Here is a 13,175-nt window from a genome sequence, read left to right on the forward strand (position 1 = left end):
GTCCGCTTCGAACGATGGGAAGGTGACCGTGTCCCCTACCGCAGAACTGGCCGTCATCGGCGGCTCGGGTCTCTACGCGCTGCTCGACGGCGCCACCGAACACGTCGTCCAGACGCCGTACGGCGCTCCCTCCGACGCGGTGACGATCGCCGAGGTCGGTGGGCGTACGGTGGCGTTCCTGCCCCGGCACGGCCGTGACCATCGGCACCCGGCACACCGGATCCCGTACCGGGCCAACCTGTGGGCGTTACGGTCCCTCGGGGTACGCCAGGTGGTCGCGCCGTGCGCGGTGGGTGGTCTGCGGCCGGAGTTCGGGCCCGGCACGTTCGTCGTACCCGACCAGCTCATCGACCGGACCAGCGGCCGGGTGCAGACGTACTACGAGCAGGGGGCGGTGCACGTCTCCTTCGCCGACCCGTACTGCCCGGTCGGGCGCCGTAGTCTGCTGACGGCTGCCGACGGCCGGTCGGTGGACGCGTACGACGGCGGGACCATGGTGGTGGTGGAGGGGCCACGCTTCTCCACCCGCGCCGAGTCCCGGTGGTACACGGCGATCGGGGGCTCCGTCATCAACATGACCGGCCATCCCGAGGCGGTCCTCGCCCGGGAGTTGGCCCTCTGCTACAGCTCGATCGCTCTGGTCACCGACCTGGATGCCGGGGTGGAGCGCGGCCACGGGGTGACCCAGCAGGAGGTGTTCCGGGTCTTCGGCGAGAACACCGGACGGCTGCGGGGCCTGCTGCTCGACGCGGTCGCCGCACTCCCGGTGCAGCGCGGCTGCCCGTGCCCGCACAGCCTGGACGGCATCACCCTGCCCTTCGAACTTCCCTGAACCGGAGCGCTATCGGTGGCCGGCCAGGACGGCAACTCCCCACTCCCGGGCCGCGTCGATCAGCTCGGCGACGATCCGTGGGCGGGGGAGGTCCTTGACTCTCGACCTGCCTGAGGGACGACTCTTGCTGCATGACGTTCGAAGAGTGCGATTCACGATCTGTCTCTGTCGCGATCGACCTGGAGGTGCTGGGACCGGTGCTGCGTAGCAGTTGGGGAGCGGATACCTGCGATCCGCATGATGCGCGGGACTGGCATGCCGGTAACGCCGCACGTGGCCAGTGCGGGGTGACGGCGCTGATCGTTCAGGATCTGCTCGGCGGGGAGCTGATCCTCGGCGAGGTTCACGCTGAAGACGTCAAGGTCGGCTACCACTACTGGAATCGACTGGCCGACGGCCGCGAGGTCGATCTGACAGCGGTCCAGTTCCAGCACCCGGAAGTCGTTGTCGGCGGCCAGGTCCAGCACCGTCCGCCGGGCCCACCTCGACGCTGCCGCCAGCAGTACGAGATCTTGCGCCACCGCGTCCTCACCGCCCTTTACGGCGGTGTGCTGTTCGGCGAGCAGTCCGGTGCGCGACCGGCGGCATGAAGGGCGCACCGTCCGCACCCGGGCAGGGTTACGCTGACCGGGTGCGGCTGCTCCTGATGGCGGACACCCACCTGCCGCGGTGGTGCACGATACCGGGCCGGCAGGTGGTCGGGAACGGCGGTGCGCGGCCCGTTTTCCCGACTGCGACCTGCTCGTCTTCGGCCACTCCCACATCCCCTGGGACAGCGAGGCCCCTGGTGGCCTGCGGTTGCTGAACCCCGGTTCGCCGACTGACCGGCGTCGCCAGCCGCACGCTACCTATCTCACCGCCGTGGTGGCCGACGGGCGACTCGACGCGGTCACTCTGCACCGAGTGCCACGTAGGCCGCAGCCGGCATAGTCTGGCAACATGCCGAAAGCTATCTGGAACGACCTGGTCATCGCCGAGAGCGCGGACACCGTGGTGGTCGAGGGCAACCATTATTTTCCCCGTTCGGCGCTGAGTGAGGACCTGCTGCGGGAATCGGACACCCACACGGTCTGTCCGTGGAAGGGCACCGCGTCGTACTACACGTTGGCGCACGACGGGCGGAGCAGCGCGGACGCGGTCTGGTTCTATCCGCAGCCGCTGCCGGAAGCGGAGATGATCCGCGACCGGGTCGCGTTCTGGAAGGACGTCGAGGTCGTCGAGGAGGGCTGACTCCGGCAGTTGCCGCCCGCGCAGGTCGTGGACGCTGTCTTGCCGCCGGGTAGTTGTGTGGATACTCTCAGCAACTACTCAGCTGGGGTTGGTAGGTTTCGCCCTCGACGGAGTCCAGTATGGACGGGCCCGTTTGTGTTGCGACACAAGGGTTCGACGTGGAAGTTCCACGAGGCGCCACGTGTCGTGTGTGCGGTTGTCGAGGGAGATGTGCGTGGTGTTCAAGAAGATGCTAGGCGCGTTCGGTGTGGGCGGTCCGAGCGTCGACACGATCCTGTCCAATCCGGGTACCCGACCGGGGCTGATGCTCGGTGGGCAGGTGAATCTCACTGGCGGTAGCCATGATGTGGAGATCGAGCACGTGACCGTCGGGTTGGTCACCCGCGTGGAGATCGACGGCGCGGAGGAGGAGTACGACGCCCTCATCGAGTTCCACCGCGTCGGTGTCGCGGGTGGCCTGATCCTGCGCGAGGGGCAGCACCTGTCGCTGCCGTTCCAGATGCCGATCCCGTGGGAAACGCCGGTCACCAACCTGTACGGGCAGCACCTGCACGGGATGACGCTGGGCCTGCGTACCGAGGTGGCCATTCGTGGCGCGGTGGACAAGGGTGACCTCGATCCGGTGCACGTTCACCCGCTGCCGGTGCAGGAGCGCATCCTCGACGCGTTCGGTCGGCTCGGTTTCCAGTTCAAGGCCGCGGATCTCGAGCGCGGCCACATCGCCGGGGTGCACCAGACGCTGCCGTTCTACCAGGAGATCGAGTTCTACGCCGCGCCGCAGTACGCCCACGGGGTCAACGAGGTCGAGTTGACCTTCGTCGCGAACGAGCACGGTGTGGACGTCGTGCTGGAGTTCGACAAGCACGGTGGTCTGTTCACCGGCGGGCACGACTCCTTCGGCCGTTACCGTGCCGGGCACGCCGACGCCGACAGTGTCGACTGGGTGACCCAGGTCGACGCGTGGATCCGTCAGGCTCTCGATGGTTACCAGAGTCTGCGTGCCGGCCACGGCTACGCCCCGCCTGTGCCGGGTTACGGCGCTGCCGGCTACCCGCCGCCCGGCTACGGTCACCCCGGTGGCCACTACAAGGGTGACCAGCACCACGACGACCATGGCGGCTCCGGTATGGGTGCCGTGGCTGCCGGTGTGGTCGGTGGCGCTGCACTCGGCTTCGTCGGCGGCATGGTGGCCGAGGAGGTCTTCGACTCCTTCGGTGACGACGAGGGCGGCGAAGAGGAAGGCTGACGCCCAGGGTCCACAGTGGACCTGCAGAGTAAGTCATGATCTAATTCATCAGGTTTGTCCATCTCTGACCGGATATTCCGGTCGGATCGTGAAGGAGTGTGCATGCCCGCCACCGCCGATCTCACCAAGCTGGTCGACAAGGCCTACCAGGACAAGAACCTCACCGAGATCGTCGATGCCCCGGTGTCCGCCCTCGCTGGGGTCAGCGACGGCGACGCCAAGCTGCTCAAGGATGCTTTCAACATCACCACGGTCGGCGATCTCGGCCGCAACCCGTACTTCCGCACCGCCAGCGCACTGGTCGCCCTGACCGGCGGCAAGTAGCAACGACGCCGATGCCCGGTGGTGGGGAACACGCCCACCACCGGGCATCGGCCGTCTCGTTCCTGTTCGTGCCGTCACCGGGTCGGCTTGTACGCGATGACGACCTCCCAGGTGCCGGCGAACACTGCCACCCGGTGGTACACACACCAGCAGCGTCCGCTCGTCAATCCTGGCTTCGAGCATGTCCTGGTCGAGGTGAGGACCACCGGTGCCGACCACGTCGAGCTGTGCGCCGTAGCGGCCGCACGCCCAGTCCAGCAGGGGAAACTCGGCGCGGAGGGCGGCGTGGGTGTCGGCGTCGAGACATGGGGACGCGGGTCAGGCTGACTCACGGGCGATGCCTCTAGCTCTGGTCGGCGCCGGGTTTCTCGGTGGTGACGGTGGTGAAGACCGGTAGGGTGCTGACCGCTGCCAGATAGGGCGTGCCCTCGGTGTAGCCGGTCCCGGGCCGGGAACCGAGCATCCGCACAGCGACCCGGAGATGCGTACGACGCCACTGTGTCAACGCATCGGCGAAGGCAGCCATCTGCCGTTGCACCAGGATGTCGGCGGCACCGGTGAGCCGGCCGTCGGACACCGCTGAGCGGTACGTCTCGTCGATGGTCGGCTGGCCACCACGTACCTGGGCCTGTACCTCCGGCACCGACAGGTAAGCCACCGAGTCCAGCCGTTCCGCCTGCGGGGCACGACACAGGGATTCGATCATCTTGTACGAGCGGGACTGAATCGCGCTGGCCCCTTCGGTGTACTGGCGGAAGGTACGGAACGACTCGGACCGCATGGTGGCCAGGAGGGAGAAGAGCGGACCCGCGGTGCGCAGCAGGTCACTGGCGTACCCGAGCCGGTCGGCGGCGGCCGACGGCGTCTTCCCGGCCAGCGTGGTGACTGCCGCGCGGAGTTCGTCGGCGACTCCGGCGAACAGGCATTCGTAGCCTTGGAGCACCCTGATGAACAGGTACTCGTCGTGCGTGACGTGGACCGGCAACATGCTCAGCCGTAGTGACGGATCACCTGGGCCCGCCAGGTCATCGGCGATGGTGTGAAGGCTGGCGGCGACCACGGTCGGGTGGCCGGTGGCGATCGAGTCGGCGACACCGAGACGGGTAAGCGCCGGGGTGACGGCCCGGATGCCCAGTCGGCAGCGCTTGACGACCACCTCAGGTCCAGGTCTGTCCTGTGGAAGCAGCTCGGTGGTGTGCGCGGCGGCGGCCAACTCGAACGCCAGCGTGTCGGCGACCAGGCGGACGAGCAGCTGATCCCGGGCCCGCCGGGCGTCCGCGGGCTGCGCGCCGAGGGTCTGCTCACCTGCTCCGCAGGGCAGCCGGAGCAGGCGCAGGGCCAGGTAGCTGCGGTAGTCGTACCGGCCGTCCCACTTGTCGAGCGCGACGTCCAGGAAGTCGGTGAGCTCCCGACTGGTGGCGTCGTCGCTGCCCGGAGGCTGGCCGGCGACTGTCCGCCGGGCACTGTCCAGCAGCGACAGGAGGCTCTTGTCGACGAAGTGTTTCCCGGACAGGTGAAATTCGTGCAGCACCGGTGAGTACGGAAAGGTGTTCGGTACAGCCGGGCCGGACAACCATTGAATCAACGCCTGCACGTGCCACCCCTCGACATTGACCTGACGATTCGCTCGAGGCGAACCGAATTGAGACACCGGGGTCGGGCGGAACTATCTCGCGGCGGAGGGTCGGATCCTCGCCTGCCACAACTCGGGAAAGAATCGGTGCTCGGCGAGTTTTGCGAGCATGTTCGCGGGGGTGCCGGGCTGGCCGGCCGGGGGGTAGCCACCGGTGCGCAGTGCCACCTGGTAATGGCGGACCCGCCACACCGACACTCGTTCATCCCACTCCACCATCGCCTCGGCGAGCCGGTCCAGCGGATCCGCCGTACCCGCCGGGTGGAGGTCCGCCACCGTGATTCCTTGCGTGGTGAGTCGTCCGTCGAACGCCCGGCCGAGTTGTCGGCTGGCGGCCTGGACGCCCCGCCATCCCGGCGACTCCGCGCCAGTACCGTTGCCGAGTGCGGGCTGCATGGCTGCAAAGTCCACTGGGGACATATGGCTCAGCATCTCCAGCTGGTCGGTCACCAAGCGGACCGCGAGCGTCGCCCGCGCCAGCAGAGCCTCCGCGACCGGCAACCGACCGGCGGACACTTCGGTGCTCGCCTCCGTCAGCTCCGCCGTCGCGAGTTTCAGCCACAGTTCGGTCGACTGATGCACCACCTGGAAAAGGAGCTCGTCGCGATGAATTGCCTCGTCTGCCGACCGTTGCAGATCGAGCAGAGTGTCCGTTCGCATGTAACGCGCATAGTCGGTGGCGCCGTGACCTGGCAGGACGGGTGAATGGTCGTGCTTCACAGAACAAGCCCTCCGTCTTGCGCCGGCCCCGGGGATCGGAATCGCGCTGGCGGCCATCATCCAACGACGGAGAGCAATGCGCTAGCCCTTGGTCGCAGTGAGTTAGAGAACTTTGTGGGTGAGGTGTCCACTGTGGATATGACGGCCGACGTCTGGTACGGGGGAGTCGTTGTGGCGACCACCGTGTCCGCCGATCGGCTACCAGCGGGTGGGTGCGGTGAGTGTCTTGGCGTGTTCGCCGAGCAGGTCGGTGTAGAGGTCGACGTCCACGGTGTCGTAGTGGCAGCGTGCGAGCAGCCGGTTCAGTCGTTCAGCGACGTCGTCGGGGTCCAGGTCGAGGCGGTCACACAGGTCGCGGTGCGTATCCACGAGCGGCTCGGCGATCTCCTCCGGCTCGGTCCGGGTGATGTCGTACGCGTCGCGCAGATGCCCGGACAACTCGTCCCAGACGACGATGGCCTCTTCGACGAGCGTGAGCGTCTCGGTGCTCGCCGGATGGGCGCACAGGATCTCGACCTCGGCAACGAGGCGGCGCCCGGCGGCTTCCACGTCGGAAATCTGCCACCTGCTGCCGCTGGTCGCTGCGGCGGCATCCGCGACGGCGGCTCGGAAGTCGGTGAGACTGGACGTGTCGGCGGTGGCGAGCATGCCCGCCTCGCCGAGCAGCAGGGTGGCGAACAGACGGTCCCGGACCGCGTGACCCGCCACCAGTTCGGTGAGTTGACGGGGTGACAGAAGCGCCGCCGCCTGACGGTAGTGGGCATGGTCGGGCTCGACGGGTGCGGCACCGGGTGGCGTCGCGGCCCCGGAGAAGGTGGTCCCCACGTCGAACGCGGTCAGCGCGGTGGCCACCGCGTGCGCGCACAGGTCGTCGCCGGTGATCCCGCAGTCACAATCGCCGATGAAGATCCCCCCGACGATGCCCACCCAGGGCTGGAAGTAGCCGCCCCGGTCGCGGACCACCGCCTGGACCCCGCCACCGGAGGACTCCAGCTCGCCGACACCGCCGCCGCTCAGCAACCGCGCCGCCGACTTCCCGACCGCTTCGGGGATCGAATCACGAAACGCCTCAACGTCGATGCGGACCGCCACGGGCGCACACCCTACACCGGCCGCGGATCGGCGGATGACATCGAGTTCGACTTTGCCACGTCGTCACGCGAACGGCGCGTCCACACGGTTCTCCGGTCAGCGCGCCCGCGGGGCGGCGCGGACGTGGAGACGGAGCGTGCCGTCGAGGACGTAGACCCAGTCGTAGCCCTCGTGTGTCCGCAACTGCGGTGCGTCGGCGTCCTGGCGGTGCTGCTGGTGGTGGTCACCGTCCAGGGACCGCGACCGGGGAGCACCGGCGACGCTGCCGAGGAGGCGGGTACCGCCGTGCCCCACCGACCGGTGCCGGACGCCGCCGCGTGTCGGTGGCGACCACTGCCGTTCCCCGGTGGCCGCCCATCAGTGGCGGGTCACCAGGAGTGCAGGTCGCACCGGCACGCGGCGATCGCCGTGCGCTGCGGGTCGACTGCGCGGACCGAACCCTGCTGTCGGTGTGGCGCCGCCTGGGCAAGGAGCGTACGTAGTTCTTCGGCGAGACCGGAGCTGCTGGCGGCGCGGCGGCGGAACGTCAGCCGGACATCGGTGTGCCGGTGTGGTTCCTCGGCGCGTAACACGATGCCGTCGGCGTCGACCGCGACCGGAAGGATCCGCGTCGACGCGGCGGTCAAAGCGGGATCGAGCAGATTCGCGAGCCGGCCCAGGAGGTCGCCGTGCCGCTGCTGGAGATGCTGAAGGTGGCCGGCTTCGGCGGCGGCGAGCGGGTCCGGTCGGGCCGTGCGGTAGGCGCCGATGCCGATCGTGGTGTCGGCGCCGTCGTGGGTGAGGCCGACCCGGACCGGTTCGACCGCCCACAGCGCGACGGGCGGCAGGTCGAGCAGGGACATGGCGGTGTCGCTGTCGGAGAAGTCCAGGCTCGCGGGGTCGAAGCGACGTGCGGTCCCCAAAATGTAGATCTTGGCTCGTACCCGGGACCGTGCGGCAACAGGGATGAGGTGCGTCACGTCGATCCGCGTCGCCCCCGGCCGCCCACGGGCGGCGACCAGCAGACCACCGGTCGGTGTCATCGCATCGACGGCGAGGACCACCGTCCCGTCGGGAAGTAGGGCGTGCGATGCGATGAGGTCGACGGCCGTGTCGTCGAGGTGCAGCCGCAGGGACGAGGCGGTGGACAGGGCTGAGCGTGCCAGTACGGCGTCGGCGTGACCGCCCGCTGCTGCCGACCCGTCGACGGCGGGCGCCGCGGGTGTCAGGTCCGCTGGCCGCCCGGCCGGATGGAACGCCATACCAGTCCCCTCGGCATCGAAGTGCAGGTGAATGTGCCCAAGGGTGACCTTAGTAGGTAAGCCTTACCTTGCCAAGATGGGCCACCTCCGGGTGGATTCACCCAGAGGTGGCCCATCGGTGTCTCGGGTCGAGCCGACCGCCTCTCGGGGCCGTGCTCAGGCCGACTGGTAGGTGAGGCAGTCGCTGGCGGTGGCGCCGGCGCCGACGGTGATGGACTCGGCCGTACAGGCCAGGTTGGTGTTGTAGACGCACTCGGAACGCGCGCACGCGCCCACCGAGCCGGTGATCTCGGCCATTCCGCCCTGCATCGATGACTCGACGTAGGTGGCGCAGGAAGCGGCCGTGCCGGTCGATGCCACGGTGATGGCCGGAGCGTGACAGCCACTGTCGTTGAAACTGCATGCGGTGGCGGCGCACTCGCGTACCGGCGGTGACTGCAACAGGGTCTTCATGGGTGCCTCCGTACCGTGAGGGTCGCCGGGTGATGGATCGCCCAGCACTGCGAACTCGACTGTGCAGACTCTTATTTCCTTCGAGGCGAGAGTAAAACCTCGAACGGCTGATTCCCCAATCGCGACCACTCTAGCAATGAAAGGTCGTCGGCGCCCGGTCGGTCGCACTCTTTCTGTCGCCACGCTGGTGAAGATAGCCTTACCTTCCTTAGGTAAGACTTTCCTTCGCCTGTCGTCATTCGCATGCGAAAGCCGTCGTTCTGCAAATGTATCGGCTATTGCCGCAGCGATTCGCCGTCAGCTGCGGCGGCGTCGGCATTACCGGTTGCACCGTGACGCCCGATCGCCACCGCGGGTCGACCAGCGTCCGACACGAGGAGGTCGAGCACGAAGGCGAGGATCTCGGCCTCGTAGCGCAGGTGGGCGTACCGGCCGGCCGGGCCGGTGTGGGATCCGACGCCGAGTTCGACACGGAACAGCAGCGGCCCGTCGTCGGGTTTCGCAGTCGCGCGCAGTCGTGCCACCCACTTGGCCGGTTCGTGAACCATCACCCGCGGGTCGTGAATCGCCCCGGTCACCACCATCGCCGGTCGCGGTCCGCCAGGTGGATTGTCGTACGGTGAGTACGCCCGCATCCAGGTGAATGCAGCCGGCTGTCGTGGGTCGCCCCACTCGTCCCACTCGTTTGCGGTCAGCGGAATGTCCGGGTCGAGCATGGTGGTGACGACGTCGACGAAAGGGACCTCCGCGACCACCGCGCGCCAGCGCTGCGGCCGGGCGGCGAGCACGGCCGCCTGGAGCAGGCCGCCGGCGGACAGGCCCCGGGTGGCGATCCGCGCGCCGTCGACCACGGGGAGACCGCCCGGATGGTCACCGGCGAGCGCGTCGGCCACCGCCAGATGGTCGGTGAAGGTGTTCGTCTTGCGACTGAGTCGACCGTCGAGCCACCACCGGCGGCCGTTCTCGCCGCCGCCGCGTGGATGGGTGAGGGCGTAGACCACTCCCCGGTCGAGCAGGCTCGGCAGCATCGGGTCGAATGCCGGGTCGTCGCACGATTCGTAGGCGCCGTAACCCCAGAGCAGGGCCGGTGCGGTGCCGTCCAGGGGCGTGTCCGCCCGCCAGGCCAGGGTGTACGGCACACGGGTGCCGTCCGGTGCGGTGGCGTGCCGCCGCTCGGTGCGGTACGCCGCTGGTCGGTAGCCGCCGACGGTCTGTCGGCGGCGCAGCGTCCGTTCGCCGGTGGAGAGCTCGACGGAGTACCACGCCGGTGGTTCGACGAGCGACTCGACCTGGACGGTGATGGCGTCGGCGTCGTATTCGACGGGCCGGGTGAGGCGCACGGTGCCGGCCGGGACTCCGGCGGTGACCTCCCGCTCGGCGCCGGTGGCCCGGTCGACGATCCGCAGCAAGGGGAAGCCGTCGCGGCGCAGGTCGAGCAGGAGGACGTCGGCGAGAACGTGGCAGGCGTGCAGCCGTTCACCGGCCCGCGCCGGCAGGGCGACCCGCCAGTCGCTGTCGTCGGTGGCGCTGACCGGGGCTCGCATCAGCTGGAACTCCTCGGCGCCGTCGTTCGTGACGATGAACAGCTCGGCGGTTTCCGGTGCGTGGTCGACGCGGTACTCGATGCCGGTACGACGGGGTCGGACCACGGCTGCCGGGGCGGTCGGGTCGGCCGCCGGGACCAGACGCACCTCGGTGGTGTCGCGGCAGGCACTCTGGATCATGATGTAGGCGCCGCTGTGGGTGGTGTGCACGGTCACCGCGTAACGCGGGTCGTCCTCGGTGTAGACGAGCACGTCCTCGGTGGTGGAGGTGCCGACGGCGTGTCGCCAGACCTGGTGTGGGCGGAACAGATCGTCGTGGACGGTGTAGAAGAAGGTCGCCGAGTCCGCGCTCCACGCCCCGGTGTAGTAGGTGCGCGGTACCGAGTCCGGTAGGTCGGTCAGGGTGGTGAGGTCCCGGAATCGGAGCCGGTAGACCTCGTCGCCCAGGTTGTCGACCGAGTAGGCGAGCAATCGGCCGTTCGGGCTGATCTCCCGGACCCCTATCTCCACGTAGCCGCCCGGTTCGGTCAGCTGGGCCTCGTCGAGCAGGACCGTGCCCGGCTGCCGTGGGTCACGGGTTGACATGAACTGCCCGTACTCACTACCGGCGATGGTCTGCGTGTAGTAGAAAAAGTCACCACGCTTCCAACTGACTGATGAATCAGTCGACGGGATGCGCCGCTCCACCTCGGCAAACAGCGCACCCCGGAGGTCCTCCAGATGGCTGGTGGCGTCGTCGTAGTGCCGGCGCTCCGCGCGCAGGTGAGCGGTGAGGCGTGGGCTGTCGCGATCACCCATCCACGCGTACTCGTCGGTCCATCGCTGTCCGTGCAGCTCACGGACGGTGCGGACGGTGGGGGCGACCGGTGGGGCAGCGAGGCTGACGAGATCGTTCGGCATGGTGTCGTCCGGCATGACCGGACCCTAACGGCCCGTACCCGGCCGTCCAACGGAGGAACCGATGAGCAGCCTTCCACCTAATGGGCTGACTGCCCAGTCAGCCAGTATCCGAATCACCCGCCCCGGTTCCCGGCGCGGGTGGCCGCGGCGGGTGGCGGTGGCGGTACTCGTCGCCACCGCGCTGTTCCTGCCCGCCGGCCCGGTCACGGCGACACCGGCACCATCTGCCGACGACGGTGGCGGTGCCCCACGCACCACCTTCGTGCTCGGCATCAAGCAGGACATCGACTCACTCAACCCGTTCGTCGGCCTGACCATCTCGGCGTTCGAGGCGTACCAGCTGATGTACGACCAGCTCACCGGCACCAGCCAGGCGGACTTCTCGCCGGAGCCGGGGCTGGCCGAGCGGTGGGAGACAAGTGCCGACGGCAAGACCTGGACCTTCCACATCCGCTCCGGGGTCACCTGGTCCGACGGGCAGCCGCTGACCGCCCGGGACGTCGCGTACTCGATCAACCGGGTGACCGACGGTGAACAGGAGAACACCGCGTACGGCAACTTCGTCACCACCGTGACCTCGGTGGAGGCGCCCGACGAGGCGACGGTGGTGGTGCAGACCAGCGAACCGACGCCGAACATGCTGCGCATGGGGCTGCCGATCGTGCCCGAGCACGTCTGGCGGGACATCCCCACAGAGCAGGTCAAGGACTTCGCCAACACCGAGTCGCCGGTGGGCAGCGGCCCCTTCCGGCTGGTCGAGGCGAACAAGGGGCAGTACTACCGGTTCGCGGCGAACCCGAACTACTGGAACGGGCCCGCGAAGATCGACGAGCTGATCATCCGGGTCTTCGCCAACGACGAGGCCATGGCCAACGCCCTGAAGAAGGGCGAGATCGACATGCTCAACGACATCAACTCCGGCGTCTTCGAGTCGCTGGAGAACGTCCCGGGCATCACCGCCAGCTCGTCGAGGTACTCCGGCTTCGCCGAGATCGCCTACAACCTCGGCGCCGAGACCGTCGAGGGTACGGCGATCGGCGACGGACACCCGGCGCTGCGGGACAGGCAGGTCCGGCTCGCCATCGACCACGCGATCGACCGGCAGACACTGCTGGAGAAGGTGCTGCACAACCACGGCACGGCGACCGCCAGCGTGATTCCGCCGATCTACCCGAACCTGCGCTACGACCCCGGTCCCGACCAGCGTCCCTTCGACCTGGCCCGGGCCAATGGGATCCTCGACACCGCCGGCTACGCCCGGGGCGCCGACGGAGTCCGGGCCAAGGACGGCCGACGGTTGGAGTTCCGCCTCTTCGGCCGGGAGAACTCCGAGGAGAGCAAGAAAACCGTCGAGTACGTGCGTGACTGGCTGGGCGAAATCGGCATCACGGTCAATGTGCAGATCATGTCCGAGGACAACCTGACCGAGCTGGTCGGGCAGGGCGAGTACGACATGTTCCAGTGGGGATGGGTCGTCGACCCCGACCCCGACTTCCAGCTCTCGGTCTTCACCTGCGACCAGCGTTCGTACACCGACGGTGGCGAGGTGGCCGCCGGCTGGTCGGACAGCTTCTACTGCAACCCCGACTACGACGCGCTGTACGTCGAGCAGAAGACGATCCTCGACCCCGAGGCCCGGGCAGATGTCGTCAGGGCCGCCCAGAAGCTGCTCTACGACGACGTCGTCTACTCGGTCATCTGGTCGTACGACAACCTTGAGGCGTACCGCGACGACCGGTTCACCGGTTTCCAACGGCAGCCGACCGACGGTGGTTCGATCGCCTTCCAGCACGGCACGTACACATACCGAATGATCGAGCCGGTCGCCGCGACCGGCGGGGACGGTGACCGCGGCCTCGGCCGTCATCTCGCCCTCGGCGCCGGGGCGGTGGTGCTGGCCGGAGCGGTCGTCTGGCTGCTGCGGCACCGTCGCCGGGCGAGCGCGGACGAGCGGGAGTAG

The 13,175-nt window shown here is 68.5% G+C and carries 14 protein-coding genes and 1 pseudogene; 8 read left to right on the plus strand and 7 right to left on the minus strand.

Annotated elements, in window-relative coordinates; genetic code table 11:
• Positions 1–28: 28 nt before the first annotated feature.
• From HCA58_RS08770 to HCA58_RS08800, 7 genes and pseudogenes are all read left to right on the plus strand, one after another.
• Positions 29–832 (plus strand): S-methyl-5'-thioadenosine phosphorylase, encoded by an 804-nt coding sequence (locus tag HCA58_RS08770; protein ID WP_169597462.1) that lies wholly within the window; start codon positions 29–31, stop codon positions 830–832.
• 131 nt (positions 833–963) lie between these two features.
• Positions 964–1,422 carry a hypothetical protein gene (locus HCA58_RS08775; protein ID WP_169597280.1) on the plus strand — a complete coding sequence of 153 codons (459 nt, stop codon included), beginning with the start codon at positions 964–966 and terminating at the stop codon, positions 1,420–1,422.
• Positions 1,423–1,498: 76 nt separating this feature from the next.
• Positions 1,499–1,762 (plus strand): annotated as a pseudogene (locus tag HCA58_RS08780) (metallophosphoesterase family protein); the annotation flags it as partial.
• A gap of 9 nt (positions 1,763–1,771) precedes the next feature.
• A complete protein-coding gene (locus HCA58_RS08785) occupies positions 1,772–2,062 on the plus strand; it encodes a DUF427 domain-containing protein (protein ID WP_169597281.1) in 291 nt (96 codons plus the stop codon).
• A gap of 214 nt (positions 2,063–2,276) precedes the next feature.
• Positions 2,277–3,308: a sporulation protein gene (locus tag HCA58_RS08790; RefSeq protein WP_169597282.1), complete on the plus strand. Its 1,032-nt coding sequence runs from the start codon at positions 2,277–2,279 to the stop codon at positions 3,306–3,308.
• A gap of 102 nt (positions 3,309–3,410) precedes the next feature.
• Complete coding sequence (locus HCA58_RS08795; protein WP_169597283.1) at positions 3,411–3,632, plus strand: hypothetical protein; 222 nt, start codon at positions 3,411–3,413, stop codon at positions 3,630–3,632.
• A gap of 96 nt (positions 3,633–3,728) precedes the next feature.
• Positions 3,729–3,959 (plus strand): hypothetical protein, encoded by a 231-nt coding sequence (locus HCA58_RS08800; RefSeq protein ID WP_169597284.1) that lies wholly within the window; start codon positions 3,729–3,731, stop codon positions 3,957–3,959.
• Between the two features lie 16 nt (positions 3,960–3,975).
• Here the strand turns inward: HCA58_RS08800 and HCA58_RS08805 are convergent, their stop codons facing one another.
• The 7 genes from HCA58_RS08805 to HCA58_RS08835 form a co-directional block, all read right to left on the minus strand.
• Positions 3,976–5,226: a hypothetical protein gene (locus HCA58_RS08805; protein WP_169597285.1), complete on the minus strand. Its 1,251-nt coding sequence runs from the start codon at positions 5,224–5,226 to the stop codon at positions 3,976–3,978.
• 72 nt (positions 5,227–5,298) lie between these two features.
• A complete protein-coding gene (locus HCA58_RS08810; protein WP_169597286.1) occupies positions 5,299–5,985 on the minus strand; it encodes a tryptophan 2,3-dioxygenase family protein in 687 nt (228 codons plus the stop codon).
• Between the two features lie 198 nt (positions 5,986–6,183).
• Positions 6,184–7,077 (minus strand): hypothetical protein, encoded by an 894-nt coding sequence (locus HCA58_RS23430; protein WP_240955783.1) that lies wholly within the window; start codon positions 7,075–7,077, stop codon positions 6,184–6,186.
• A gap of 96 nt (positions 7,078–7,173) precedes the next feature.
• Positions 7,174–7,371 (minus strand): hypothetical protein, encoded by a 198-nt coding sequence (locus HCA58_RS23140; RefSeq protein WP_205808105.1) that lies wholly within the window; start codon positions 7,369–7,371, stop codon positions 7,174–7,176.
• Between the two features lie 74 nt (positions 7,372–7,445).
• On the minus strand, positions 7,446–8,318 hold the full coding sequence (locus tag HCA58_RS08825; RefSeq protein ID WP_169597287.1) for a DUF2470 domain-containing protein: 873 nt from the start codon (positions 8,316–8,318) through the stop codon (positions 7,446–7,448).
• Between the two features lie 156 nt (positions 8,319–8,474).
• The gene (locus HCA58_RS08830) at positions 8,475–8,771 is read right to left on the minus strand and encodes a DUF1540 domain-containing protein (protein WP_169597288.1); all 297 of its coding nucleotides are present in this window, start codon (positions 8,769–8,771) and stop codon (positions 8,475–8,477) included.
• Positions 8,772–9,046: 275 nt separating this feature from the next.
• Positions 9,047–11,230, minus strand: coding sequence for a prolyl oligopeptidase family serine peptidase (locus HCA58_RS08835; RefSeq protein WP_169597289.1), 2,184 nt, complete (start codon positions 11,228–11,230; stop codon positions 9,047–9,049).
• Between the two features lie 46 nt (positions 11,231–11,276).
• On the opposite strand from HCA58_RS08835, the gene HCA58_RS08840 reads away from it, so the two are divergent.
• Positions 11,277–13,175, plus strand: a complete 1,899-nt coding sequence (locus HCA58_RS08840; RefSeq protein ID WP_169597290.1) for an ABC transporter substrate-binding protein — start codon at positions 11,277–11,279, stop codon at positions 13,173–13,175.

It is taken from the genome of Micromonospora sp. HNM0581, from assembly GCF_012726175.1.
GTDB lineage: Bacteria > Actinomycetota > Actinomycetes > Mycobacteriales > Micromonosporaceae > Micromonospora.

Excerpts from the sequence above, each read along its gene's own strand:
- HCA58_RS08775 (WP_169597280.1), top strand. The coding sequence starts at position 964 with ATGACGTTCGAAGAGTGCGATTCACGATCTGTCTCTGTCGCGATCGAC.
- HCA58_RS08785 (WP_169597281.1), top strand. The coding sequence starts at position 1,772 with ATGCCGAAAGCTATCTGGAACGACCTGGTCATCGCCGAGAGCGCGGAC.
- HCA58_RS08795 (WP_169597283.1), top strand. The coding sequence starts at position 3,411 with ATGCCCGCCACCGCCGATCTCACCAAGCTGGTCGACAAGGCCTACCAG.
- HCA58_RS08800 (WP_169597284.1), top strand. The coding sequence starts at position 3,729 with ATGACGACCTCCCAGGTGCCGGCGAACACTGCCACCCGGTGGTACACA.
- HCA58_RS08825 (WP_169597287.1), bottom strand. The coding sequence starts at position 8,318 with ATGGCGTTCCATCCGGCCGGGCGGCCAGCGGACCTGACACCCGCGGCG.
- HCA58_RS08830 (WP_169597288.1), bottom strand. The coding sequence starts at position 8,771 with ATGAAGACCCTGTTGCAGTCACCGCCGGTACGCGAGTGCGCCGCCACC.
- HCA58_RS08835 (WP_169597289.1), bottom strand. The coding sequence starts at position 11,230 with ATGCCGGACGACACCATGCCGAACGATCTCGTCAGCCTCGCTGCCCCA.
- HCA58_RS08840 (WP_169597290.1), top strand. The coding sequence starts at position 11,277 with ATGAGCAGCCTTCCACCTAATGGGCTGACTGCCCAGTCAGCCAGTATC.